Origin of the sequence: Pseudomonas sp. WPR_5_2 (assembly GCF_003634475.1) — a bacterium.
In the GTDB taxonomy this organism is placed as follows: Bacteria; Pseudomonadota; Gammaproteobacteria; order Pseudomonadales; family Pseudomonadaceae; genus Aquipseudomonas; species Aquipseudomonas izuensis.
Map to the genome: position 1 here is coordinate 201,645 of NZ_RBLA01000008.1, position 24,084 is coordinate 225,728.

At 58.6% G+C, this 24,084-nt stretch carries 20 protein-coding genes, 2 tRNA genes and 2 pseudogenes; 9 read left to right on the forward strand and 15 right to left on the reverse strand.

The window, feature by feature from the left end:
• Positions 1-112: 112 nt before the first annotated feature.
• The 11 genes from BJ917_RS26350 to BJ917_RS26405 form a co-directional block, all read right to left on the reverse strand.
• Positions 113-2,068, reverse strand: coding sequence for an acetoacetate--CoA ligase (locus tag BJ917_RS26350; protein ID WP_121105344.1), 1,956 nt, complete (start codon positions 2,066-2,068; stop codon positions 113-115).
• 118 nt (positions 2,069-2,186) lie between these two features.
• Complete coding sequence (hbdH, locus tag BJ917_RS26355; RefSeq protein ID WP_121105346.1) at positions 2,187-2,960, reverse strand: 3-hydroxybutyrate dehydrogenase; 774 nt, start codon at positions 2,958-2,960, stop codon at positions 2,187-2,189.
• A 7-nt stretch (positions 2,961-2,967) separates the two neighbouring features.
• Positions 2,968-4,359: a GntP family permease gene (locus BJ917_RS26360; RefSeq protein WP_121105348.1), complete on the reverse strand. Its 1,392-nt coding sequence runs from the start codon at positions 4,357-4,359 to the stop codon at positions 2,968-2,970.
• A 290-nt stretch (positions 4,360-4,649) separates the two neighbouring features.
• A complete protein-coding gene (locus BJ917_RS26365; protein ID WP_121105350.1) occupies positions 4,650-6,065 on the reverse strand; it encodes a sigma-54-dependent Fis family transcriptional regulator in 1,416 nt (471 codons plus the stop codon).
• Positions 6,066-6,225: 160 nt separating this feature from the next.
• Entirely contained in the window at positions 6,226-7,803 is a 1,578-nt protein-coding gene (locus tag BJ917_RS26370) for an ABC transporter ATP-binding protein (RefSeq protein ID WP_121105352.1), read from the reverse strand.
• A gap of 29 nt (positions 7,804-7,832) precedes the next feature.
• On the reverse strand, positions 7,833-8,855 hold the full coding sequence (locus BJ917_RS26375; RefSeq protein WP_096511849.1) for an ABC transporter permease: 1,023 nt from the start codon (positions 8,853-8,855) through the stop codon (positions 7,833-7,835).
• Positions 8,855-9,916: a microcin C ABC transporter permease YejB gene (locus tag BJ917_RS26380; RefSeq protein ID WP_121105354.1), complete on the reverse strand. Its 1,062-nt coding sequence runs from the start codon at positions 9,914-9,916 to the stop codon at positions 8,855-8,857. Before BJ917_RS26380 ends, BJ917_RS26375 begins: the two co-directional genes overlap by 1 nt.
• Complete coding sequence (locus tag BJ917_RS26385) at positions 9,916-11,784, reverse strand: extracellular solute-binding protein (RefSeq protein ID WP_121105357.1); 1,869 nt, start codon at positions 11,782-11,784, stop codon at positions 9,916-9,918. Before BJ917_RS26385 ends, BJ917_RS26380 begins: the two co-directional genes overlap by 1 nt.
• A gap of 135 nt (positions 11,785-11,919) precedes the next feature.
• Positions 11,920-12,312, reverse strand: a complete 393-nt coding sequence (locus BJ917_RS26390) for a peptidylprolyl isomerase (protein ID WP_256658576.1) — start codon at positions 12,310-12,312, stop codon at positions 11,920-11,922.
• Between the two features lie 71 nt (positions 12,313-12,383).
• Positions 12,384-13,265 carry a triacylglycerol lipase gene (locus BJ917_RS26395; RefSeq protein ID WP_096511846.1) on the reverse strand — a complete coding sequence of 294 codons (882 nt, stop codon included), beginning with the start codon at positions 13,263-13,265 and terminating at the stop codon, positions 12,384-12,386.
• Positions 13,266-13,505: 240 nt separating this feature from the next.
• Complete coding sequence (locus tag BJ917_RS26405; RefSeq protein WP_121105361.1) at positions 13,506-14,573, reverse strand: 3-deoxy-7-phosphoheptulonate synthase; 1,068 nt, start codon at positions 14,571-14,573, stop codon at positions 13,506-13,508.
• 620 nt (positions 14,574-15,193) lie between these two features.
• On the opposite strand from BJ917_RS26405, the gene BJ917_RS26415 reads away from it, so the two are divergent.
• The 6 genes from BJ917_RS26415 to BJ917_RS26440 all read left to right on the forward strand — a co-directional run bounded on the left by BJ917_RS26415 (position 15,194) and on the right by BJ917_RS26440 (position 19,084).
• A complete protein-coding gene (locus BJ917_RS26415; protein WP_121105363.1) occupies positions 15,194-15,637 on the forward strand; it encodes an N-acetyltransferase in 444 nt (147 codons plus the stop codon).
• 127 nt (positions 15,638-15,764) lie between these two features.
• Complete coding sequence (uvrY, locus tag BJ917_RS26420; protein ID WP_008015884.1) at positions 15,765-16,406, forward strand: UvrY/SirA/GacA family response regulator transcription factor; 642 nt, start codon at positions 15,765-15,767, stop codon at positions 16,404-16,406.
• Positions 16,407-16,408: 2 nt separating this feature from the next.
• Positions 16,409-18,232 (forward strand): excinuclease ABC subunit UvrC, encoded by a 1,824-nt coding sequence (gene uvrC, locus BJ917_RS26425; RefSeq protein WP_121105365.1) that lies wholly within the window; start codon positions 16,409-16,411, stop codon positions 18,230-18,232.
• Between the two features lie 32 nt (positions 18,233-18,264).
• Entirely contained in the window at positions 18,265-18,825 is a 561-nt protein-coding gene (pgsA, locus tag BJ917_RS26430; RefSeq protein ID WP_096511841.1) for a CDP-diacylglycerol--glycerol-3-phosphate 3-phosphatidyltransferase, read from the forward strand.
• Positions 18,826-18,888: 63 nt separating this feature from the next.
• Positions 18,889-18,964: transfer RNA gene (locus BJ917_RS26435), tRNA-Gly, on the forward strand.
• Positions 18,965-19,010: 46 nt separating this feature from the next.
• Positions 19,011-19,084 (forward strand) — tRNA-Cys (locus tag BJ917_RS26440).
• Positions 19,085-19,280: 196 nt separating this feature from the next.
• On the opposite strand, the gene BJ917_RS26445 is transcribed toward BJ917_RS26440, so the two are convergent.
• Positions 19,281-20,153 (reverse strand): HEPN domain-containing protein, encoded by an 873-nt coding sequence (locus BJ917_RS26445; RefSeq protein ID WP_121105367.1) that lies wholly within the window; start codon positions 20,151-20,153, stop codon positions 19,281-19,283.
• A 171-nt stretch (positions 20,154-20,324) separates the two neighbouring features.
• On the reverse strand, positions 20,325-20,612 hold the full coding sequence (locus BJ917_RS26450) for a hypothetical protein (protein ID WP_121105369.1): 288 nt from the start codon (positions 20,610-20,612) through the stop codon (positions 20,325-20,327).
• A 119-nt stretch (positions 20,613-20,731) separates the two neighbouring features.
• Between BJ917_RS26450 and BJ917_RS26455 the strand changes: the two genes are divergently transcribed.
• Complete coding sequence (locus tag BJ917_RS26455) at positions 20,732-21,070, forward strand: phage holin family protein (protein ID WP_121105371.1); 339 nt, start codon at positions 20,732-20,734, stop codon at positions 21,068-21,070.
• Between the two features lie 15 nt (positions 21,071-21,085).
• On the opposite strand, the gene BJ917_RS26460 is transcribed toward BJ917_RS26455, so the two are convergent.
• A complete protein-coding gene (locus BJ917_RS26460; protein WP_121105373.1) occupies positions 21,086-22,012 on the reverse strand; it encodes a restriction endonuclease in 927 nt (308 codons plus the stop codon).
• A gap of 350 nt (positions 22,013-22,362) precedes the next feature.
• Between BJ917_RS26460 and BJ917_RS26465 the strand changes: the two are divergent.
• A pseudogene (locus BJ917_RS26465) lies at positions 22,363-22,806 on the forward strand (phage terminase large subunit family protein); the annotation flags it as partial.
• 13 nt (positions 22,807-22,819) lie between these two features.
• Here BJ917_RS26465 and BJ917_RS32870 read toward each other — a convergent pair.
• Positions 22,820-22,909: pseudogene (locus BJ917_RS32870) on the reverse strand (glycoside hydrolase family 19 protein); the annotation flags it as partial.
• Positions 22,910-23,551: 642 nt separating this feature from the next.
• On the opposite strand from BJ917_RS32870, the gene BJ917_RS26480 reads away from it, so the two are divergent.
• Positions 23,552-24,034, forward strand: coding sequence for a hypothetical protein (locus BJ917_RS26480; RefSeq protein ID WP_121105377.1), 483 nt, complete (start codon positions 23,552-23,554; stop codon positions 24,032-24,034).
• The last annotated feature ends 50 nt before the right edge of the window (positions 24,035-24,084 follow it).

Consider the following 24,084-nt stretch of genomic DNA (forward strand, 5'->3'; position numbering starts at 1 on the left):
CATCACCCCTGTAGGAGCGAGCCTGCTCGCGAAGGCGTCGTGTCAGTCACATTGATTTCGACTGGCACACCGCTTTCGCGAGCAGGCTCGCTCCCACAGGGGGACCGCGAACTCAATTCTGGAGTTCGGGGCGGTCCCGAAATTGCTCCAGTGCCTCGGGGTTGGCCAGTGCATCGGTGTTTTTCACCTTTTGCCCGTGCACCACATTACGCACCGCCAATTCGACGATTTTGCCGCTGATGGTCCGGGGGATATCCGTGATCTCAACGATCTTCGCCGGCACATGGCGCGGTGTGGTGTTGGCACGGATGACTTGGCGGATCTGCTGTTGCAGCGCTTCATCCAGTGCCACGCCGTCACGCAAGCGAACGAACAGCACCACCCGCACGTCGTCCTGCCATTGCTGACCGATGGCCACGCTGTCGAGCACCTGCGGGACTTTTTCCACCTGGCGATAGATTTCCGCCGTGCCGATGCGCACGCCACCGGGATTGAGCACTGCGTCGGAGCGCCCATGGATCATCATGGCGCCATGGGGCAGTTGTTCGGCGTAATCGCCCTGGGCCCAGACGCCGGGAAACTGGCTGAAATACGAGGCCCGCAGCTTTTCCCCGTCAGGATCGTGCCAAAGGCCGATGGGCATTGCCGGGAAATGCCGGGTGCACACCAGTTCACCTTTTTCGCCTATCACCGGCTGACCCTCGTCGTTCCACACCTCCACGGCCATGCCCAGGCTCTTGCCTTGTATTTCACCACGACGGACCGGCTGCCACGGGTTGCCATTGACGAAGCACGAGACGATATCCGTCCCGCCCGACATCGACGCCAGGCACACATCAGCCTTGAAGTCGCGATAGACGTAGTCGTAGCTTTGCGGCGACAGCGCGGAACCGGTGCAAAGCAGGGTTTTCAGGCTGCCCAGGTCATGGCTTTGTCTTGGCTTCACGCCGCTGCTTTCCAGAGTCGCCAGGTACTTGGGGCTGGTGCCGAAGACGCTGATGCTTTCGTCGTCGATCAGGTCGATCAAGCGTTCGGGATCGGGGTGAAACGGCGAGCCGTCGTACAGCACCACGGAACTGCCCACCGCCAGGGCCGAGACCAGCCAGTTCCACATCATCCAGCCGCAGGTGGTGTAGTAGAACAAACGTTCGCCGGGACCCAGATCGCAATGCAGGCCGTGTTCCTTGACGTGTTGCAACAGCACGCCGCCGGTGCTGTGGATGATGCATTTGGGTACGCCCGTGGTGCCGCTGGAATAGAGGACATACAGGGGATGGGCGAAGGGGACGGCGACGAAATCCGGATCGCCACCGGGGAAGTAGAAATCGTCCCATAGCGTGACATTGGCCTGGGTGCGGAAGTCCTCGATGCGCGCTTCAGGGCGTGCGTAAGGCACGACGACCAACTGGCGCAACGACGGCAGACGTTCGAGGATTTCGTTGACCTTGACGGTCTGGTCGATCGCCTTGCCGGCGTAGCGGTAGCCGGCGCAGGTGATCAGCACTTTCGGCTCGATCTGGCCGAAACGGTCGATCACCCCCTGGGTGCCGAAGTCCGGCGATGAGCAAGACCATATTGCCCCGAGGCTGGTGGTGGCGAGCATGGCCACCAGGGTTTGCCAGGTGTTGGGCATGCACGCGGCGACCCGGTCGCCCAGGCCCACCCCCGACGCAATCAAACCGTTTTGGAAGCCGGCGACATGCTCGGCCAGTTCGGCCCAGGTCAAGTGTTCGCGCTGACCGTTTTCCGCCACGGCGACCACTGCCACGGCATCGTCGCGGCGCTGCAACAAGTGTTCGGCAAAGTTCAGGGTTGCGCCGGGGAACCATTCGGCGCTGGGCATTTGCCGGCCTTCCACCAGTACTGCATCGGGTTGTTGGTGAAAACGGATATCGAAGAAGTCGACGATCGCTTGCCAGAACTCCTGGCGGTGGTCGATGGACCATTGATGCAGGGCAGGGTAGTCGTCGAGGTGCAGGTGGTGTCGCGCAATGATGAAGCGCCGAAAGGCTTCCATGCGGGTCTTGGCGATGCGTTCGGCGGTGGGTTGCCAGAGAATGTCGGACATGGTTTGCCTCTTCTTATCTTCAGATCCATTCGCGAGCAGGCTCGCTCCCACATTGAAATGCGATCCCCTGTGGGAGCGAGCCTGCTCGCGAAGAACGATAACGCGGTCTAGCGGTTGATCACTGCGCCAACCACCCGCCATCCACATTCCACGCCGCGCCCCGCACCTGGCTGCCGGCTTCGCTGCACAAAAACAGCACCAGCTCGCCCAGCTGCGGCGGGGTCACGAATTCCAGCGACGGCTGTTTCTCTGCCAGCAAGTCATGCTGTGCCTGCTGCGGATCAATGCCGGTCGCGGCGCGATCATCGATCTGTTTCTGCACCAGCGGCGTCAGCACCCAGCCCGGGCAGATCGCATTGCAGGTGACGTTGCTGGTGGCGGTTTCCAGGGCGACCACTTTGGTCAGCCCGATCACGCCATGCTTGGCCGCGACATAAGCGGCCTTGCCTGTCGAACCGACCAGGCCATGCACCGAGGCGATGTTGATCACCCGGCCCCATCCCTTGTCGCGCATGCCCGGCAGGCTCAGGCGGGTGCTGTGAAACACCGACGACAGGTTGATGGCAATGATCGAATCCCAGCGTTCCACCGGGAACTCATCTACCGGCGCCACGTGCTGGATGCCCGCGTTGTTGACCAGAATGTCGACGCCGCCGAATTCACGCTCGGCGTAGGCAATCATGTCGGCGATCTGCGCCGGGTCGCTGACGTCGGCGGGGTGGTGGCCGACCTTGCCACCAAACTGTTCAACCTGCGCGATCACCTTTGAGGCATCGCCGAAACCATTGAGGATCAGGTTGGCACCGGCCTTGGCCAGGCTGAGCGCGATGCCCAGGCCGATGCCACTGGTGGAACCGGTGACCAGTGCGGTCTTGCCCGTAAGAGTCGTCATGAATACCTCACACAATGCCAGTGGCGTAGAAAGTGCCGATTACCACGAAAACCGCCAGGGTCTTGATCAGCGTAATACAAAAAATGTCTTTGTAAGCCTCGCGATGGGTCAGCCCGGTGACCGCCAGCAACGTAATCACCGCGCCGTTGTGCGGCAGGGTGTCCATGCCGCCACTGGCCATCGCCGCCACCCGGTGCAGCACTTCCAGTGGAATATTGGCGGCGTGGGCGGCGCTGATGAATTGCTCGGACATCGCCGCCAGGGCGATGCTCATGCCGCCCGAAGCAGAGCCGGTGATACCGGCCAGCAAGGTCACGGTAATCGCTTCATTGACCAGCGGATTGGGGATGCTCTTGAGCCAGTCAGCCAGCACCAGGAAGCCTGGCAGGGACGCGATCACCGCGCCGAAACCGTATTCCGAGGCGGTGTTCATCGCCGCCAGCAAAGCACCGCTGACCGCACTTTTGCTGCCTTCGGCCAGTTTGCGGCTGATCGCCTTGTAGCCGAACGCCAGCACCATGAGGATGCCCACCAGCAGTGCGGCCTGAACCGCCCAGATCGCCGTGAGTTTGGCGATGTCGGTGGTAACTGGCGTGGCCATGCCCGGCAGCGCCAGGCTGTGGGTCTTGCCGTACCACTGCGGAATCCACTGGGTAAACAGCAGGTTCATGAGGCCCACGGCCAACAGCGGAGACAGGGCGATCCATGGGTTGGGCAACTTGATGTCGGCGGCGGTTTCCGGCTCATTGCGCAGGTCAGTGCCATAGCCTTCACCGGCGCGCTGGGCCTTGTTGCGCTGACGCTGCAAGAACAGCATGCCGGCGCAGAACACGAAGATCGTGCCGATCACACCCAGCCAGGGCGCCGCCCAGGCGGTGGTGTTGAAGAAGGTACTGGGGATGATGTTCTGGATCTGCGGGGTGCCGGGCAGGGCGTCCATGGTGAACGAGAAAGCGCCGAGGGCGATGGTCGCCGGAATCAGGCGCTTGGGAATGTTGCTCTGGCGGAACATTTCAGCGGCAAACGGATAGACCGCGAACACCACCACAAACAGTGACACGCCTCCGTAGGTGAGCAAGGCGCAGACCAGCACGATCACCAGCATCGCCTGCCGGGTGCCCAACAAGCGAATCGCCGCGGCAACGATGGAGCGCGAGAAGCCTGACAACTCGATCAGCTTGCCGAACACTGCACCGAGCAGGAACACCGGGAAATACAGTTTGATGAAACCAACCATTTTCTCCATGAACACGCCGGTGAAGGCGGGCGCGACGGCGGATGGGTCGGTTAACAGGACAGCGCCAAGGGCGGCAATCGGGGCAAAAAGGATAACGCTGTAGCCACGGTAAGCAGCCAGCATCAACAGCGCGAGGGCTGCCAAGGCAATGATCACACTCATGGTGTGTCTCCTGGGATTGTTATTTTTGTAGGGGTGAAACGGTGTAGGAGTGGGCCGAAGCGAGTTTCGTGCCAGATGGTTAAGTGTTTGAAATATAAGGATATATTGAGTGGCTCTGAGCCGGATTAAACGGTTTTGTCTCTGTTTGGAGACTTTTGTTGTCAGGACTGGCCCTTTCGCGGGCAAGCCCGCTCCCACAGGTTCTTCGGCGCGTTCAGAATAATGCGGTCTCTGTGGGAGCTGGCTTGCCCGCGAAGAGGCCCGATCTACCAATAGAGATCTATGTCTCTTTATTGAGACTCAGCAATCCCCAACGCCACCATCTTCTTGTACAACGTCGACCGCCCAAGTCCCAATCGTGCCGCCGCCTCGATCACCTTGCCCCTGCTTTGCGCCAGGGCGTTTTCGATCAATTGCCGGTCAAAGCGCTCCCGCGCCGCACTGAACGTCTCCTGCTCCAAAGGTTCGACGGTCAACGGCGCCACGCGTTGAACCGGAGTAAACGTCCCGATGGCCGCGCGGATATCCGCTGCCGAAAGCCGCAGGTCATCACCGAGCAGCGCCGCCCGTTCCAGGACGTTACGCAGTTCGCGAATGTTTCCCGGCCAGGCGTGCTGGCCCAACAGCGCCAGGGCTTCGCTATTGAGTTCGTGCTGGCTGCGCAACTCTTCAAGGATCGCTTCGCTGAGGGCGGGCAGGTCGTCGAGTCGGTCGCGCAGCGGTGGGACCTGGATCGGCAGGACGTTGAGGCGGTAATACAGATCGGCGCGAAATTCGCCGCGTTTGATCGCCGCTTCCAGATCGGTAGAGGTCGCGGCGATCACGCGTACATCGCTCTGGATCACGTCGTTGGAGCCGACCGGTTCGAATTCCTTTTCCTGTAGCACCCGTAGCAACTTGCTTTGCAGCGGCAACGGCATGTCGCCGATTTCATCGAGGAACAATGTACCGCCCTGGGCGATTTGCAACTTGCCGGCACGGCCCTTGCGGTCAGCCCCCGTAAAGGCGCCGGGGGCGGTGCCGAAGAATTCGGCTTCCAATAGCGATTCGGGGATCGCCGCACTGTTGATGCTGACAAAGGCCTTGTGCGCACGCGGCGAGGCATTGTGGATCGCCTGCGCCAGCAATTCCTTGCCGGTGCCGGTTTCGCCGAGCAGCAGCACCGGTGATTCGGTGCTGGCGCTGCGCCGGGCGCGACGTTTGACTTCCAGGCTGGCGGCGCTGGTGCCGATGAAGTGGGCAAAGTTGTATTTGGTCTGCCGTGCCCGCAACAGCGAGCGTGTGGAAGCGAGTTCTTCCTGCATGCTCATGTAGCGCTTGAGCATCGGCGACAGACTGCGCAATTCGTCGAACAGGGCAAAGCCGATGGCACCGATCACTTCGCCTGCGTCGTCGTGAATCGGCAGGCGCATGACCACCAGCGGCTCCTTGGGGGTGTCCTGCATGTCGAGCAGAATCGGCCGGCCGCTGCGCACCACCTCGCGCAACAGGCTCCCGGGGATCACGCTTTCGCAAGCCTTGCCGATGGCGCCCTCGGCCGATGACAAGCCAAAGCGCCGGGCATAGCGCTCGTTCATCCAGACGATGTTGGCATCGCGGTCGACGATCACCGTGCCTTCACTCGACTGCTCGATGATCTCGAACAGCGAACGGATCGCCAGCAGGCGTACGCGCTGGTAGTCCTTGAGGCTTTCGGTGGTGTTCATGGGGGCTGATCCTGATTAGATGTTGACTGTGCTGGCCCCATCGCGGGCAAGCCCGCTCCCACAGGATATGGATTTGCCGCCAAATGTAGGCTAGACACAAAACCTGTGGGAGCGGGCTTGCCCGCGATGGCGGCGACGCGGTTCAACGGCATGCGCCAAATTATGCCTGCCCCGCATGCGCCGCCGCCAACAGCTCCTTGGTATACGGATGCTGCGGGGATTCGAACACATCGTGGCTGGCGCCGCTTTCCACCACCTTGCCGTCCTTGACCACGATCATGTCATGGGCGAGTGCGCGCACCACCGACAGGTCATGGCTGATGAACAGATAGGTCAGGCCATGTTTTTCCTGAAGCTGGCGGAGCAGGGCGACCACTTGCTTTTGCACGGTGCGGTCCAGTGCCGAGGTCGGCTCGTCCAGCAGGATCAGCGCCGGTTTCAATACCAGCGCCCGGGCGATGGCGATGCGTTGGCGCTGGCCGCCGGAGAATTCGTGTGGGTAGCGATGGCGGCTTTGCGGGTCGAGGCCGACTTCCTGCAATGCCCGAATGACCTCGGCGTTGCATTGCTCGATGCTCATTTGGCTATGCACCTCCAGGCCTTCGCTGATGATTTGTGCCACGGACATCCGTGGGCTCAGGCTGCCAAACGGGTCCTGGAACACCACCTGCATTTTCTTGCGCCACGGCCGCAACTGCTTCTGCGTCAGGCTGTCCAGCGCTTCGCCCTGGAAGCGAATGCCGCCTTCGGAGTCGAGCAGGCGCAGGATCGCCTGGCCCAGCGTGGACTTGCCCGAACCGGATTCGCCGACAATGCCCAGGGTCTTGCCGCGCTGGACATTCAGGCTGATGCCGTCCACGGCGTTGAGGTAAGTCTTGCGCTGGAACAACCCGCCACTGACGGGAAACTGCACCCGCAGGTTCTCCACTTCGAGTACGTTTTCGCGCTCGTCACGAGGCAACGCTTCGCCTTCCGGCTCAGCGTTGAGCAGGATGCAGCTGTACGGGTGTTTCGGTTCGGTAAAAATGGTTTCGCACGAAGCCTGCTCGACGATTTCGCCGGCCTTCATTACGCAGACGCGCTGGGCGATGCTGCGCACCAGGTTGAGGTCGTGGCTGATCAGCAGCAGCGACATACCGAGCCGTCGTTGCAATGATTTGAGCAGCAGCAGAATCTTGCGCTGCACGGTGACGTCCAGAGCGGTGGTGGGTTCGTCGGCGATCAATAGCTCCGGTTCGCAGGCCAGGGCCATGGCAATCATTACCCGTTGGCGCTGGCCGCCGGACAATTGATGGGGATAAGCCTTGAGCCGCTCCTGGGGTTTCTGGATACCCACCAGATGCAGCAACTCCAGGATCCGCGCCTGCGCCGCCTTGCCCGCCATGCCCTTGTGCACCAGCAAGGTTTCGCCAATCTGCTTTTCGATGCTGTGCAGCGGATTGAGGGAGGTCATCGGCTCCTGGAAGATCATCGCGATACGATTACCGCGCAACTGGCGCAATCTTTTGGTGTCGGCGCCGACGAGCTCCAGGCCGCGATAACGGATGCTGCCGGTGGTTTCGGTCCCGCCTTCAGGCAACAGTTGCAGGATCGAGTGGGCGGTCACCGACTTGCCCGAGCCCGATTCGCCCACCAGGGCCAGGCATTCGCCGGGGCGGATGTCCAGGCACAGATTGCGCACCACGGTCTGGCCGCTGAAGGCCACGCTGAGGTCACGGATTTCGATCAGGTTACTCATGTCAGCAGTCCGGCTCTCAAAATCGGGAATCAAGATCGCGGGTCAAACGCGTCGCGCAAGGCTTCGCCGATGAACACCAACAGGGAAAGAATCAACGCCAGCGTGAAAAACGCCGTCAGCCCCAGCCACGGCGCTTGCAGGTTCTGCTTGCCCTGGCCGATCAGTTCGCCCAGGGACGCGCTGCCGGCCGGCATGCCGAAACCGAGGAAGTCCAGCGCCGTGAGGGTCGAGATAGCCCCGGTCAGAATGAACGGCAGATAACTCAAGGTCGCGTTCATGGCGTTGGGCAGGATATGCCGAACGATGACCTTGCGATCGCTCAGGCCCAATGCCCTGGCCGCCTTGACGTATTCCAGATTGCGCCCGCGCAGGAACTCGGCGCGCACCACGTCCACCAGTGCCAGCCAGGAAAACAGCGCCATGATCCCCAGCAACCACCAGAAATTCGGCTCGACGAAACCCGACAGAATGATCAGCAGATAGAGCACTGGCAGCCCCGACCAGACCTCCATCAGCCGCTGGCCGAACAAGTCGACCCAGCCACCGTAATAGCCTTGCAGGGCGCCGGCGGCAATGCCGATCAGCGCGCTGACGAAGGTCAGCATCAAGGCAAACAGAATCGACACCCGCGCACCGAAGATCACCCGGGCCAGCACATCCCGCGCCTGGTCGTCGGTGCCCAGCCAGTTCACGTTCGAGGGCGGGCTTGGGGCCGGTTTGTTCAGGTCGTAGTTGGGCGTGTCGTCGCTGAAGGGAATCGGCGGGAACAGCAGCCAGCCGCCGTCTTTCTTGATCAGTTGCTGCACATAATCGCTGCGGTAATCGGCCTGGAACGGCAGTTGCCCGCCGAACTCCAGTTCGGTGTGGCGCTTGAGGGCAGGGAAGTACCACTGGCCCTGATAGCTGACGATCAGCGGCTTGTCGTTGGCGATCAGCTCGCCCCCCAGGGTCAGCATGAACAGGCCGACAAACAACCACAGCGACCACCAGCCCCGGCGGTTTTTCTTGAAGCGTTCAAAGCGACGACGACCCAGCGGCGAAAGCTTGAGCATCAGGCATTCCTCGCGGCGAAATCGATGCGCGGGTCGACCAGGACATAGCACAGGTCGCCCACCAGTTTTATCAGGAGGCCGAACAGGGTGAAGATGAACAACGAGCCGAACACCACCGGATAGTCCCGTGAAACCGCCGCCTCGTAGCTCATGCGGCCCAGGCCATCGAGGGAAAAGATCACTTCGATCAGCAGGGAACCTGCAAAAAACACACTGATAAAGGCCTGGGGTATTCCCGATACCACCAGCAACATGGCATTGCGAAACACGTGGCCATACAGTACCCGACGCTCACTCAGGCCCTTGGCGCGGGCGGTGACCACGTACTGCCGGGTGATTTCATTGAGGAACGAGTTCTTGGTCAGGATGGTCAGGGTGGCGAAACCACCGATCACCAGCGCCGTCACCGGCAGCACCAGGTGCCAGAAGTAATCGACCACTTTGCCCAGGGTCGACAGCGACTCGAAATTGTCCGAAACCAGCCCGCGTACGGGGAACCAGTTCAGCGAAGTGCCGCCAGCGAACACCACGATCAGGAACATCGCGAAAAGAAACGCCGGCATCGCGTAGCCAATGATGATCGCGGTGCTGCTCCAGATATCGAAATGACTGCCATGATGCACCGCCTTGCGGATGCCCAGCGGGATCGACACCAGGTAGGTAATCAGCGTCGCCCAGAGCCCGAGGGAAATGGTCACCGGCATTTTCTGCAGGATCAGGTCGGTGACAGTGGCGCCCCGGAAGAAGCTCTTGCCGAAGTCCAGGCGCGCATAACTGGTGAGCATCAACCAGAGCCGCTCGTGGGCCGGCTTGTCGAAGCCGTACTGCTTTTCGATGTCCTTGATCAGCTGCGGATCGAGGCCGCGACTGGCCCGGGAGGTGGTACCCATGGACTCGCCGGAGCCACCACCGACCGTGGCGCCACCAATGCCCTGCAGATGGGCGATGGCCTGTTCCACCGGGCCGCCCGGTGCGGCCTGGACGATGACGAAGTTGACCAGGAGAATAATCACCAGCGTCGGAATGATCAGCAGCAGGCGCCGCAGTATGTAAGCCCACATCAATGCGGCCCTCCGGGTCTGCCACGGCGAATGCGCTCGGCAGTCATTTCCTGGTTGGTGAGGGGCGTTGTGCTCACCTCCCACCAGCTCTCGATGGCTTCGTCATTGCTGGCCTGCACGTTCGGGATGCCGAAGCGATTCCACCACACAGTGGACGTTCCCGGCGGGTAATAGTTGGGAATCCAGTAATAGTTCCATTGCAGCACCCGGTCCAGCGCATGGGCGTAGCGAAGCATGTCGGCCTTGTTGTTGGCGCGCACCAGCCCGTTGATCAGGGTATCGACCGCCGGGTTCTTCAAGACCATGTAGTTGTTGGCACCGGGGTCGGTGGCCGCGGCCGAGCCGAAATAGTTGAGCAGTTCGCCCCCCGGCGAGGTGGTGACCGGGTAGCCGGTGACGATCATGTCGTAGTCGCGGCTCATCAGGCGGTTGACATACTGGGAGGCATCGATGCGACGGATGTTGAGGTCGATGCCAATCTGTTTCAGGGTGCGCTTGTACGGCAGCAGCAAGCGGTCCATGCCGTTCTGGCTGACCAGGAAGGTGAAGCTCAGCGGTTCACCGTCGGCGTTGACCAGTTGATCGCCATCGGGTTTCCAGCCGGCCTGTTCGAGCAGGTCCAGGGCCTGCAATTGCTTGTCGCGAATCAGGCCACTGCCATCGGTTTTCGGTGCCTCGAACACTTGGGTGAAGACTTCATCGGGGATCTGCCCACGCAAGGGTTCGAGAATCGCCAGTTCGCCGGCATCCGGCAATTGCCGGGCAGCGAGTTCGGTATTGGAAAAAAAGCTCTGCTGGCGGATGTACAGGTTGCGCATCATCTGCCGGTTGCTCCATTCGAAATCCCAGAGCATGACCAGCGCCTGACGCACCCGCCGATCCTGGAACATCGGATTTTGCAGGTTGAACACAAAACCCTGGCTCGGTTGCGGGGCTTGTGTCGCCAGGTGGGCCTTTTGCAGGCGACCGTCGCTCAGGGCCGGGCTTTCGTAGCCGATGGAGTAGCCGGTGGCGGAAAACTCACGGTTGTAGTCGTAGGCGCCGCCGCGCAGTACCTGGCGGGCAACGTCGGTATCGCCGAAGTACTCGATGCTGAAATGGTCGAAATTGTAGAGGCCGCGACTGACCGGCAAATCCTTGCCCCACCAGTCGGGGTTACGTTCGAAGGTGATGCTGCGCCCGGAATCGACCTTGCTCACCTTGTACGGTCCGCTGCCCAGTGGTGGTTCGTAACCGCCACCGCCAGCGAAATCTCGGGTCTTCCACCAGTGCTCGGGAAATACCGGCAGGGTGGCGATGTCCAGGGGCAGGGTGCGGTTTTCGTTGTTCTTGAAGTCGAAGCGCACGGTCAGTGGCGACTCCACTTCGACGCCTTTGACGTCGGCGAACTGCGTGCGATAACGCAGGCTGCCCTGGGTCATCAACAGGTCGAAGGTGTAGCGCACGTCTTCGGCCGTGATGGGCTTGCCATCGGCAAAGCGTGCCTTGGGGTTGAGGTAGAAACGCAGGGACAGCCCGTCATCGGAGCGTTCCATCTGCTGTGCCACCAGGCCATACACGGTGTAAGGTTCGTCCATCGAGCGCTGGGCCAGGGGTGAATAGAGCAAGCCGTCGATCTGCGTGACGCCAATGCCTTTGTCGATGTACGGCAACACATGGTCGAAATGCCCGATTTCGATTGCCGAGCGACGCATCGTGCCACCCTTGGGAGCCTGCGGATTGGTGTAGGCGAAGTGACTGAAGCCCGCCGGGTATTTGGCCGGTTCGCCGTACACGGTCAGCGCATGTTGCGGTGCAGCGTTCACACCAGCGGCGCCCAATAACAGGGCCACGACAGTGAATAACACAATAGGGAAAGCCGGTCGCATTGTCAGCCTTAGAGCCGGGTGGTCGTTAACGACAATTTGTACGCTAGCGGCGCGTCCCTCGCCAGCCGAATTACGTATTGGAAACACAACGGCCCACCGATAGGCGGGCCGTTGTGGAGCAAAGCCAGGCGTCGATCAGTCCTGACGGCTGGTCACTTCCAGCAGGTGGTAGCCGAACTGGGTTTTCACCGGGCCTTGCACGACGTTGATCGGTGCGCTGAAAACCACGGTGTCGAATTCCTTGACCATCTGGCCCGGACCGAACGAACCCAGGTCACCGCCCTGGCGGCTGGAAGGGCAAGTGGAGTTGGCTTTGGCGACTTCGGCGAAGTCTGCCCCAGCTTCGATTTGAGCCTTGAGCTCGTTGCATTTGGCTTCGCTGGCAACGAGGATGTGGCGGGCAGTGGCTTTAGCCATGGGAAAATACTCCTTCAATGTTCGGTAAAGTGCTGAGCCTACCGGATTCAGCGAGCTATTTCTCCTGTAGGAGCGAGCTTGCTCGCGAAAAATGCTTGGGCACGCGGGCATTCAGGCAGGCAGCGGTATCAATGATGTCCATCGCGAGCAAGCCCGGCGCCTGCAAATGACCCGTATCACCCTCAAAGACCGGCTTTTTTCAGGCGTTCGGCGTGTAGCACATACAGGTCGATCGGATCGACGGAGTGTGCCGCTGGAACACCCATCTGGCGCAGGGTGTCCAGATGATCGAAGGGATAGTCGGAACGGATGACGGTCCCCAGATGGGAACTGAAGCGGCCGACCATGCCGTCGTTCTGCTCGGCCTCATTGACGAAATATCGGGACAGTGTGCGCAAGCAGTTGTGCAGCGGATGGATGGCTTTGAGCCCGCTCTGGAAGATGCTGCCCTGCAAGGTGCCGCTCCATGAGTAGTAGCGGACGCCGTTTTCCAGCTCGCAACCCTGGCCGCCTCTGGTTTTCGGTAGCCCCTGGGGGTATTTGCCATTGAATGCACCCACACCTTCGGTGGTCAGGGCATTCAGCGCGGCAATGGCGTTCTGTGGCAACGGACGGTGGCCGCCGAGTAATGCCAGAAATTCGGCGAACAGCGATGCAACCGTCTCGGCGATGTGTTCTGGCAGGTGTCCGGGGATGAGCGCCTTGCGCAGGAAGTCCGCCAGCTCCGAGCCATGATTCGGCCCGCTGACGGACGTCACCGAGGCCACCGACTCGGGCGCCACTGCTCCTGCGTAACGAGCCGCCAGTGCCCCTTGGCTGTGTCCGATCAGATTGACCTTGCTCGCGCCCGTACCTTGCAAAACCCGTTTAATCTGCGCCAGCAGTTGGTCGCCCCGTACTTCGTTGCTGTGGGTGGCGGACAGGTGCGGCACAAAGACTCGTGCTCCGGCGTTTCTCAGGGCCTGTTTAACGTCATGGAAAAGTTCGAAGGTGCCGATCCGGTCAAATCCGAAAAGCCCATGAACCAGCAGGATGGGATAGTGAGTGTCTGCATTCCTTTGCATGTTTTTGTCCTTTTTTCAGCGATCAGGGAGGAGCCTTGCGTCTCACTCTAAAGCACGGGGCCGCTGGCGGGATGTATGAAAAGGACGCGGTTATCTGGCGAAAACGGAATAGGGCAACGCTGAAAACGCGGGTGTACGCATACCCTGTGGGAGCGAGCTTGCTCGCGATGTTCGCCAACGATAACGCGCTCAATCTGAATGATTGCGTTGTCCAGACGTTTTTCGCGAGCAAGCTCGCTTCTACAGTGTGCGAAGCCGTTTTGCCGCCTCGCGCAATAGATCTTCCGTCCCGCTCCAGCCCAGGCAACCATCAGTAATCGACACCCCATACTTCAGTGCAGAGCCCAACGGCTGGCAGCCCTCGAACAAATGACTTTCGATCATCATGCCGATCAATGAGCGGTCGCCCTGCAGGCGTTGTTCAAGCACGTCATTGAACACCGCTGGCTGGCGCAGCGGATCTTTGCCGCTGTTGGCGTGGCTGCAGTCGACCATGATGCGCGCCGGGATCTTCAGGCGGGTCAAGTCGCTGTGTACCTTGGCCACACTGGTACGGTCGTAGTTGGGGCCGTGATGCCCGCCGCGCAATACCAGATGGGTGTCGGCATTACCGGGAGTCTGGATGATCGCCGGGTGTCCCTGGCTGTCCACACCGAAATGGCGATGCGGATGGGCGGCCGAGCGCATCGCGTCGCTGGCCACCGCGACACCGCCATCGGTGCCATTCTTGAATCCGACCGGCATGCAAAGGCCGCTGGCCATCTCCCGATGGATTTGCGACTCGGTGGTGCGGGCACCGATGGCCACCCAACTGAGCAGATCGTCGAAGTAACCGGCGGCCATGGGTTGCAGCAGTTCGGTCGCCACTGGCAAGCCGAGCAGGAGCATTTCGCGCATCAGCTCGCGCGACAGGGTCAGGCCACCTGCCATGTCATCGCTGCCATCCAGATGCGGATCGTAGGCCAGACCTTTCCAGCCAACCGTGGTGCGGGGTTTTTCGACGTAGGCGCGCATCACCAGCAGCATTGTGTCGCTGACTTCGGCGGCCAGGCGGGCCAGATTGCCGGCGTATTCGAGGGCAGATTTGGGGTCATGAATCGAGCAGGGACCGACGATGACCAGCAGGCGGGAATCTTCACCGTTGAGGATTGCGCGAACCGCCTGGCGGTGGGCGGCGACTTGTTGGCTCAAGGCGTTGGTAAGCGGCAATTGCTGTTTGAGTTGCAACGAGCTGGGCAGACGCAGGGTCAGTGCTTCATTGGCAGGGCTCAGGGTGGACAGCGGCAGAGCAGAAACGGACGAGTTCATAGTCAGGCTTCCTGGGCTGGCGGCGGGTTCGCTCCCGCGCGCTCGGCCCTACTGGGGTGTTCGACAATTGGCCAAATTGGCTGCGTGTGTGTGCTTGCCACCTGTGGGTGACCGATCGGAGGCGGCAGGCTGTCCCGAGCGGAGGGTGGTAAATCGCCAGGCGGTAAAACTGTCGTAACGGTAATAAGTGGCGTAGTTCATGTGCTTGATCCTCTGTATGTCTGGTGTGTTGCTAAAAATTGTTCAGGGCTGAAAAAACAAAACCCCCGGTCGGGAGGCCGACCGGGGGTTGAGAATTCTCTGGTGGCGACCCGTTCAAAGTGGGCGCCGTGTGGGTATCAGGCGCGCCAGTGGCTAAACCAATACCCAAAATAAAAGCTGACCGGAGCACAAGTGCCGTTCGCCGGGGCAGCCGTAACCGAGCGCAGGGCGCTGGCGGTACGAAGCTGTAAGAGGGCGTTGAACATGATGTGTCTCCGATGGATGCGCCGAGCTTACTAGAGCCCGGCACGAGGATTCAATCAGAATATGCTATCGGGCATTGATGGCGTTTTCTATGACTTGAGCGGCCCGGTGGTTGTGACACACTTCTTGCTCCTGCAAACAACAATCGAGGCGTAATGGAATTTGAATGGCGTGCGGCCACTGACCGCGACCTTGAATTTGCCCGCGAGCTGACCTGCCGCAACATGCTGCGCTATTACATCCAGCACAGTCTGCTGTGGCAGGACGAGGCGTTCGATGTCGCCTGGGCGGGGCGTGAGAACCGTTTGATTGTCTGTGGCGAGCGTCGGGTGGGGTATGTCAGTTTGAGTCGAGACGCCAGGGCGCTGTACATCCGCGAATTACAGATCGCCGAGGCGTTTCGTCGGCAGGGCGCCGGATCCTGGGCGATCGATCAGATTTTTGCAATGACTTGCCAGGAGCGGCGCCCGGCATTGCGATTGACGGTGTTTGAAAACAACCCGGCACGGGCGTTATATGAAAGAAAGGGATTGCAGGTAGTGGGGACGGACGCGTGTTTTCTGCGAATGCAACGCGACGCCGATGGCTCGCATCCCTGAAACACGCTTGCCACCGGGGTTTCAAAGTAAATCGAAACTTTTTATCTGACGCTTTCCGCTAGGTCTGCCAGAAGCTTTTTTGCTAAGGTGTCGGCAACTCAATAAGACCATATCGCGAGGTGTCTGCTTGATTAGGGTGCTAGTGGTCGATGACCATGATCTCGTTCGTACAGGCATTACACGAATGTTGGCTGACATTGATGGCCTGCAGGTTGTCGGCCAGGCGGAATCGGGGGAAGAGTCCCTGCTCAAGGCGCGTGAGCTTAAACCCGATGTGGTCTTGATGGACGTCAAGATGCCGGGGATCGGCGGTCTTGAAGCCACTCGAAAACTGTTGCGCAGTCATCCTGATATCAAAGTCGTCGCGGTAACGGTGTGTGAGGAAGATCCGTTTCCGACTCGATTGTTGCAAGCCGGTGCAGCGGGATACCTGACCAAGGGTGCGGGTTTGCCGGAAATGGTCCAGGCCATCCGCCTGGTGTTCGCCGGGCAGCGCTACATCAGTCCGCAGATTGCCCAGCAACTGGCGATCAAGTCCTTCCAGCCGACCAATGACTCACCCTTCGACGCCTTGTCCGAGCGGGAAATCCAGATTGCGTTGATGATTGTCGGGTGCCAGAAGGTCCAGATCATTTCCGACAAACTGTGCCTGTCGCCAAAAACCGTGAACACCTACCGTTACCGAATTTTCGAAAAGCTTTCGATCAGCAGTGATGTCGAGTTGACGCTGCTGGCGGTTCGTCACGGCATGGTTGATGCCAGCCTCTGAAAATGACTGATACCTTCGATCCAGGTGCCTTTCTCTCAACCGTCAGTGGGCGCCCCGGTGTGTATCGCATGTTCGACAGCGACGCACGCCTGCTGTACGTCGGCAAGGCCAAGAACCTCAAGAATCGCCTGTCGAGTTACTTCCGCAAAACCGGCCTGGCACCCAAGACCGCCGCGCTGGTGGCACGTATCGCGCAGGTCGAAACGACCATCACGGCCAATGAAACCGAAGCGCTGCTGCTTGAGCAGACGCTGATCAAGGAATGGCGTCCGCCGTACAACATCCTGTTGCGGGACGACAAATCCTACCCCTATGTGTTTCTTTCCGATGGCCAGTTCCCGCGCTTGAGCATTCATCGCGGTGCGAAAAAGGCCAAGGGCAAGTATTTCGGTCCTTATCCCAGCGCCGGTGCGATTCGTGAAAGCCTGAGCCTGCTGCAAAAGACGTTTTTCGTTCGCCAGTGCGAGGACAGCTATTACAAGAACCGTACACGACCTTGCCTTCAATACCAGATCAAGCGTTGCAAGGCGCCTTGTGTCGGTCTTGTGGAGCCCGAGGTTTATGCCGAAGACGTGCGGCACTCGGTGATGTTCCTCGAAGGTCGCAGCAACGCGCTGACCGATGAGTTGTCGGCTGCCATGGAAGAGGCCGCGGTCAACCTGGAGTTCGAGCGTGCCGCCGAATTGCGCGATCAGATCTCGCTGCTGCGGCGGGTCCAGGACCAGCAGAGCATGGAAGGCGGGACAGGTGACGTCGATGTGATCGCAGCGTTCGTCAACCCGGGCGGTGCCTGCGTCCACTTGATCAGCGTGCGTGGCGGGCGGGTGCTGGGAAGCAAGAACTTCTTCCCGCAGGTCGGTATCGAAGAGGACGTTTCCGAAGTCATGGCGGCGTTTCTTGGCCAGTACTTCATCAGCAGTCCTGAGCGCGACTTGCCCAGCGAACTGATCGTCAACGTGGTCCACGAAGATTTCCCGACCCTGATTGCCGCCATCGAAGAGCTGCGTGGTCGCGAATTGACCATCAGTCACCGGGTGCGCGGCACGCGAGCACGCTGGCAGCAACTGGCGGTGACCAATGCCGAGCAGGCACTGGGTGCGCGCCTGGCGAATCGACAGCACATCACGGCACGCTTCGATGCGCTGGCCGACGTGCTGAAACTCGACGAACCGCCACAGCGCCTCGAGTGCTACGACATCAGTCACTCCAGCGGCGAGGCAACCGTGGCGTCCTGTGTGGTGTTCGGCCCTGAAGGTCCGATCAAGTCCGACTACCGTCGCTACAACATCGAAGGCGTGACGGCCGGGGATGACTATGCAGCGATGCATCAGGCGCTGACCCGACGCTTCAGCAAGTTGAAGGACGGGGAGGGCAAGCTGCCGGATATCCTGCTGGTGGATGGCGGCAAGGGGCAGCTGTCCATGGCCCGCGACGTGCTCAATGAACTGGCGGTGCCGGATCTGATCCTCCTTGGCGTGGCCAAGGGGGCGACACGCAAGGCCGGTTTCGAAACCCTGTACCTCAATGACGCTGCCCATGAATTCACCTTGCGCGGTGATTCCCCCGCGCTGCATTTGATCCAGCAGATTCGTGACGAAGCTCACCGCTTCGCCATTACCGGGCACCGCGCCCGCCGCGGCAAAACCCGTCGAACGTCTACGCTTGAAGGCATTGCCGGTGTCGGGCCGACACGTCGGCGCGATTTGTTGAAACATTTTGGTGGATTGCAGGAGCTGTCTCGTGCCAGCATCGAAGAGATCGCCAAAGCACCCGGGATCAGTAAAAAGCTCGCAGAGTTGATTTATGCAAATCTGCACAGCGAGTAGAATGCCACCTCACCTCGTAGCCAGTTGTGCCGATGAATATCCCTAATCTGATTACCGTTCTACGCGTCCTGCTCATACCGATCTTCATTTTACTGTTCTACCTGCCTTACCAATGGAGCTACCTGGCGTCAGCCTCGGTCTTCGCATTTGCCGCTGCCACGGACTGGCTGGACGGGTATCTGGCCCGCCGTCTGGAGCAAAGCACACCGTTCGGGGCTTTTCTCGATCCGGTTGCCGACAAATTGATGGTTGCCGTTGCACTGGTGCTGCTGGTGCAGGAACACGGGAACCTGTGGCTCACGCTGCCGGCTGCCGTCATCATCGGTCGCGAGATCGTGGTCTCCGCGCTGCGTGAATGGATGGCCGAACTCGGCGCCCGTGCCCATGTGGCCGTGTCGAACCTGGGCAAATGGAAAACCGCCGCGCAGATGCTGGCGCTGGTGATCCTGCTGGCCAATCCGTCGGATTTCAGCTTCTGGGTGTTGTTGGGTTATGCCTTGCTGATGGTGTCCGCAGGCCTGACGTTGTGGTCCATGGTCCAATACTTGCGGGCTGCCTGGCCGCATCTGAAGACCGACGTTGAAAAGAAATAAAACTTTTTTGAATCAAAGGGTTGACGGGGCTTCTGGAATCTATAGAATGCGCCACACCAAGACGCGGGAATAGCTCAGTTGGTAGAGCACGACCTTGCCAAGGTCGGGGTCGCGAGTTCGAGTCTCGTTTCCCGCTCCAAGTTTGCACACGTTTGATGTCGCGCTACTGACAGCAAATGTTTTGAGGCCGAGTAGCAAAATGGTTATGCAGCGGATTGCAAATCCGCCTACGCCGGTTCGATTCCGACCTCGGCCTCCACTATAAACAACCCCGTAGATCGATGATCTACGGGGTTTTTTATTGCCCTCAGGAAAGTGAAAGTTTCCGCAGTTTTTTGGATCGTTTCCGCAACTGTAAGGTAAAGGTGGGGTGGATCCCTTTGATTGTGGACTTCTCCACCCCAGTTGAACGCAACCTATCTGATGCCTGGTAGGCCAGATGGAAGCTCGCGCTGCTATGGTTCGAGACGAGAAGGGAACTCTGGCTGCCCCTCCACGGTTCCTGCCAGATTACGTTGCGATATTCTGCGTATAGCATCGGCAGCTACGAATTGGGCCCGCATGGCAAGAGCCATAAGTTCTAAGCGAGTTAGCCCATGCGGCGCATAGCGTGTTTCGACGTAATTCGGGAATTTAGCGCAAGCTTTCCGTAACCGATCATCCGAGGACGCTGGCTTGGTGGCAATTAACTCATCGGCCAGTTTAGTCAAGTGATGTGAAAGTTTTCTGACCCTCTCTTCGGTGCAGCCAAGATGAATGAGCGCCGCCTTCATTGCCAACTCTGCTGTAAGACAGGCAGTTTGAACTGCTGCATCAAGGTCTAGATCTGCGGATAGAATTCGTGGCGTAGCGGCAACCGAGGATCGTGCATTTTTCAGTAGGTCAGTAGCTGGAGATCCGCTTCGAATGAGGTCATCTACGCCATAGCCGAAACCCCAAAGGTCGCATACCCCATAGAGCGCCCGCCATCCTTGATCTGGATAATGTTGGAAAACCAGCTCTAGCTCTTCGCGCTCAATTTCAATGCACTCGAGCGGATCAATCGTTACCTGGCCATACCCTACATGCACACGAGCGGGATACATGACGTCGCGTAACGCAACCCCTCCAGTAAGCAAAGCAGAAATCGAAAAGTCGCCGCTTGGATAGAGCCGTTTGTAGGTCACCATTAGGGGTTCAAAGGTGCTCTTGTCGAAGACATCACCGGTAATATTTTTTTCGCGCATCCATTCAATCGCGACCTGGAAGGGGCGAGCGTGCAGCTTCACGTCTTGCGCCATTAATTTGTCATCCATCTGGCGCACGAAGCCTTCGTCGATTATTTCCATTGTGTTCCGATCACTTTATGTTGTGAAAAAGGGGGCTGAAATGACTGGTCATGGCCGATTGCAGGGGCTTTACGCGATCGACCGAACAAGAGGATTACAATTTGCTATTTGGAAAGCACCACGCACAGACAGAAAAACCCGACCATAGCGTCGGGTTTTTTATTGCCCGAATTAATCCTGGTCAAACTCGGCACGCAGGTATTTTTTGAAAAATACGGCAATGCACAGCAGGACCACCATTCCGGTAGCGGCAACGTTGAGTGTGAGGATTCGGAACAACGTATACGGCTCTGTGCTGATTGCTAAAAGGTAAAGGCTGTGGGCATGGCAGAAAATCAACACAGCCAAGCCTGACCAGATACAGAAGACTTTGAAGTCGTCGAGGCGCTTGCCGCTGATGCTGTAATAGGTCAAGACGATAGGAATGAGCGCCCACACGTATTCTGCTTTCACTTCCATTGGAAACCTTGCTGGAAAAGGGGGGAAGCCTTGAGACTACGGCCTTAGGCCCGTTATCAGCAACCCAAAAACTCAACGACTAATTCCAGCTTCAATGCCAATTGGATATCGGATGAACAATGACGAATGAACAACAAGCTCTGGCGGATATGCCCGTCTGGATGGTGATCGTACTGTCACTGATCGGCGGTGTTTCTGGTGAGATGTGGAGAGCAGATAAAGCGGGTGTCCGGGGCTGGGCTTTGATGCGACGCCTGGCGTTGAGGTCCGGTGCCTGTGTCGTTTGTGGCCTGTCGACAATGATGTTGCTACATGCCGCAGGTGTGTCGATTGTGGCAGCGGGTGCCTTGGGGTGCCTGACGGCAATGGCCTGTACAGACGTTGCCATTGGGTTGTACGAACGCTGGGCTGCCAAGCGGCTAGGTGTTATCAAGTCAGTATCGACCGATAACACGTAGGCAGCCTGCTGCGGGTTACGACGCTCTATCTATCAGCCAGCCCACGAGCCCGTTCCGTACTGCTTGTAATGCTAGTTTCTCTGGTCCCCAAAAAATGAATGAACCGTCAGTGCTTACTTCGGCAAGCGACTTCAGGCTCGCATCTGGCGAGTGGGTTACGAAGTAGAAGTGTGAAAAACCTCTCATGTCCGCAAATTTGTCTTGATAGGAGCGATAAACCGAAGCTGACGCTTTCGACTTTACCTGTACGGCAATTCGCTCATCTGTGATGGGAGATAACAGTTCCAGGTCAATGTCTTTTTCTACCTCGCCAGCGACTCCCGTCCGTTGCCAACCGGCTTGCCGAAAAATGAGGTCTGTCAGTGTTTCAAGGTCCTTGGGATGCAGATTTTTTATGATGGGAATGACCGCGGCAACCAGATTATCGACAGCTAATTGAGCCTCTGCCACGTGAGGTTCGGATGTCCCCATGATTTTGTGAATCAAATAGTCGAGCTGCCTGACTGCGCAGATTGTGCCTTGGAAACTCTGTACGGCTAAGAGCTTCCCACTCAGATGTCCTTTGATTAGCGTTTTGCCGTTGTTATCCGTGTCACACCATTCCCCAGAAACAGGGCGGATTTTGGTTCTGTCTGACAGTTGCTCAATTACTGGTGTAGCGAAACACCACCAAAGGCGATCAGAAAAGAATGTGATCCAAAGCGTTGACTCAGGCTCTTGATAAAATTGCCGCACCTGGTTGATGTGCCGCGTCACGCTACCTGGATCTGAGCTTATAGGGAATGAATCTCGAGCTGCATCCCAATCCCCACTCGTGCAGTGCTCATGAGGGACCTCTCGATATCCAATCCTCAAGATTCCGGTCTCGATGCAATCCTTTTCCCATTCTCCTTTTTCACCCAATTTTATGAAAAAAGCCTTGGCGGGTTTAACGTTCAGCAATTCGGTACCTCTCCCTGGTGGTTGTGGGCCGTGGCCGGCAATAGCTTTGTGACTTTCAGATGAGTCTGATGGGATATTGCCTGAGTCTGGCTGAACTGCCGAGGGACCCTGAGGCTTTCTATCTGACACGGGGTAGGAAACCCGCGGGGCTGTGTTAGCGAACTGTTTCACCAGCTTAGTGAACTGAAGTGAATGGGTGAACACCCGGTGAACAGGAGGTTCAATCATGACTGTAAGCAGCAAAACGGAGTTTGCGGTCCGGCGCGGCAGGGCGTTCCGTCGAATGCTGGAGGGGGGCGAACGCCTGTCTTCAGCGGATCTTGAGCACGCCATGACACCGGACTAAATCCATGTACACGGAAATTCCTGACGGTTCAAAGGTTTACCGTGAGAACTATTTCCGTTGGCTGCGCCCCGCCCCAGACTTCTAGATCGACGAGTGGGCCGACGAGTACATGCGGATCCCGCGAGACACCGGTGCCCCTAAGCCCGGCCAGTACTGCACCTCACGGACACCCTACGCCCGAGAGCCGATGCGTTGCCTGACTCCGGCCCATCCTTGCAGGCGCGTGGTCACCATGGTGGCCTCACAGTTGATGAAAACCCAGATCGCTCTGAACTGGATGGATGGCCTGATTCACATGGCGCCGTCAAACATCCTGGCGCTGTTGCCGAGTCTCGGCTTGTCCAAACGGGTCTCGGGGCGGATCAGCAAGACCATCAAGGCTACGCCCGTTCTGTGTGAGCGGGTGGCCGCCACCCGTTCGTGGGATGCGCGCAACACGATGGATACGATTTGCCTGTTGGTATGGCGACATTGAGGACGGATACAAAAACGCCCGCTTGGCGACGGGCGTTGGGCATGATGCGCTGTAGTTGCTGCTCTGTTATTTCCATGATTTCTCTTAAGCATGAGGCCCGCATAAAGCGGGCCACTTAGGTGTCACGTACCTTAGGTTATGGGGTACAGGTGGTGGTCAGCGGGTGCCGGAGCAGTTCATGTGCGCAATCAGATTTAGCTTGGTTCCACTCAACAAAGGCCGGGATGGCGACCGCAAGCAAAGCCAGAAGCGGCAAAACATAGAGCGACCAGTACAACGTTTTAATCATTTCAAATTACCTCATTGATGTGCCTCCAGGAAATCTATCCGAACTCTCCGAACCGTTGTAGCCAAAACCATGGCTAGAAATTCACAGTTTCAAAACCTTCAGGTCGCTAGCGATTTTTTTCTTCGATTCCTCCCTCGGCCTCCACTATAAACAACCCCGTAGATCGATGATCTACGGGGTTTTTTATTGCCTGTGAAAAAGTGAGTTGTGTAGGAGCGAGCTTGCTCGCGATGGACTCAAGTGCGCTGCGTTTAGTCAGTAAACACGCGGCATCGTTAACGACTATCGGGAGCAAGCTCGCTCCTGCAATGGATCATTTCCAGGGGGCGTGGATTTTTAGGGGCAACCTGGGTTTTCCTCGCACCCGTCAACCTCTTGCCCCGACGGCCGATAACCCGGTATCCGATCAACAGCAAGGAGTGCCCCCGAATGTCCACCATAGATACGCTTGCCTCAGGGAATAGCGGGCTGGCTTCGATGTTGAATCTCACCAAAGCAGAAAAGGGCGATGACTCAAAGGTAACGCCATCGGCATTAACACCCCCTGCGGCAACAGAAGGCATCAAGGTGTCCCTGTCCGGTGCTGGCATTCAGAAAGCTTCCGGCCCCAGCGGCAAAAACCGTGATATCGAAGAAAGCGGATTGCCGAATGACATTCAGCATATTTTGAAAATGATCCGCAAGTTGCAGCAGCAGATCGCTGAGAAATTGGCTCAAATGCAGGCGGTGATGGCAGATAACCGTTTGAGTCCTGAAGAGATGAAAGCCAAAGTGGGTTCGCTACAAGCGGCGATATCAGGCCTTAATGCGGGATTGATCACTGCAAACACAGCACTCGCTAAAGCCATAAAGCAGTATGAATTGAGTCCAGACCAAGTGCTCAAGGCAATGTCGTTGGCTATGAAGTCGTAGTTGATCCGCAGCGACCGTCCCGGCAGAGCACCGCCGGGTCGACCACTGTC

Bases quoted from the DNA above. Each gene is read 5' to 3' on its own strand.
- BJ917_RS26350 (WP_121105344.1), bottom strand. From the start codon at position 2,068: ATGTCCGACATTCTCTGGCAACCCACCGCCGAACGCATCGCCAAGACC.
- hbdH (WP_121105346.1), bottom strand. From the start codon at position 2,960: ATGACGACTCTTACGGGCAAGACCGCACTGGTCACCGGTTCCACCAGT.
- BJ917_RS26360 (WP_121105348.1), bottom strand. From the start codon at position 4,359: ATGAGTGTGATCATTGCCTTGGCAGCCCTCGCGCTGTTGATGCTGGCT.
- BJ917_RS26365 (WP_121105350.1), bottom strand. From the start codon at position 6,065: ATGAACACCACCGAAAGCCTCAAGGACTACCAGCGCGTACGCCTGCTG.
- BJ917_RS26370 (WP_121105352.1), bottom strand. From the start codon at position 7,803: ATGAGTAACCTGATCGAAATCCGTGACCTCAGCGTGGCCTTCAGCGGC.
- BJ917_RS26375 (WP_096511849.1), bottom strand. From the start codon at position 8,855: ATGCTCAAGCTTTCGCCGCTGGGTCGTCGTCGCTTTGAACGCTTCAAG.
- BJ917_RS26380 (WP_121105354.1), bottom strand. From the start codon at position 9,916: ATGTGGGCTTACATACTGCGGCGCCTGCTGCTGATCATTCCGACGCTG.
- BJ917_RS26385 (WP_121105357.1), bottom strand. From the start codon at position 11,784: ATGCGACCGGCTTTCCCTATTGTGTTATTCACTGTCGTGGCCCTGTTA.
- BJ917_RS26390 (WP_256658576.1), bottom strand. From the start codon at position 12,312: ATGCCCGCGTGCCCAAGCATTTTTCGCGAGCAAGCTCGCTCCTACAGG.
- BJ917_RS26395 (WP_096511846.1), bottom strand. From the start codon at position 13,265: ATGCAAAGGAATGCAGACACTCACTATCCCATCCTGCTGGTTCATGGG.
- BJ917_RS26405 (WP_121105361.1), bottom strand. From the start codon at position 14,573: ATGAACTCGTCCGTTTCTGCTCTGCCGCTGTCCACCCTGAGCCCTGCC.
- BJ917_RS26415 (WP_121105363.1), top strand. From the start codon at position 15,194: ATGGAATTTGAATGGCGTGCGGCCACTGACCGCGACCTTGAATTTGCC.
- uvrC (WP_121105365.1), top strand. From the start codon at position 16,409: ATGACTGATACCTTCGATCCAGGTGCCTTTCTCTCAACCGTCAGTGGG.
- pgsA (WP_096511841.1), top strand. From the start codon at position 18,265: ATGAATATCCCTAATCTGATTACCGTTCTACGCGTCCTGCTCATACCG.
- BJ917_RS26445 (WP_121105367.1), bottom strand. From the start codon at position 20,153: ATGGAAATAATCGACGAAGGCTTCGTGCGCCAGATGGATGACAAATTA.
- BJ917_RS26450 (WP_121105369.1), bottom strand. From the start codon at position 20,612: ATGGAAGTGAAAGCAGAATACGTGTGGGCGCTCATTCCTATCGTCTTG.
- BJ917_RS26455 (WP_121105371.1), top strand. From the start codon at position 20,732: ATGACGAATGAACAACAAGCTCTGGCGGATATGCCCGTCTGGATGGTG.
- BJ917_RS26480 (WP_121105377.1), top strand. From the start codon at position 23,552: ATGTCCACCATAGATACGCTTGCCTCAGGGAATAGCGGGCTGGCTTCG.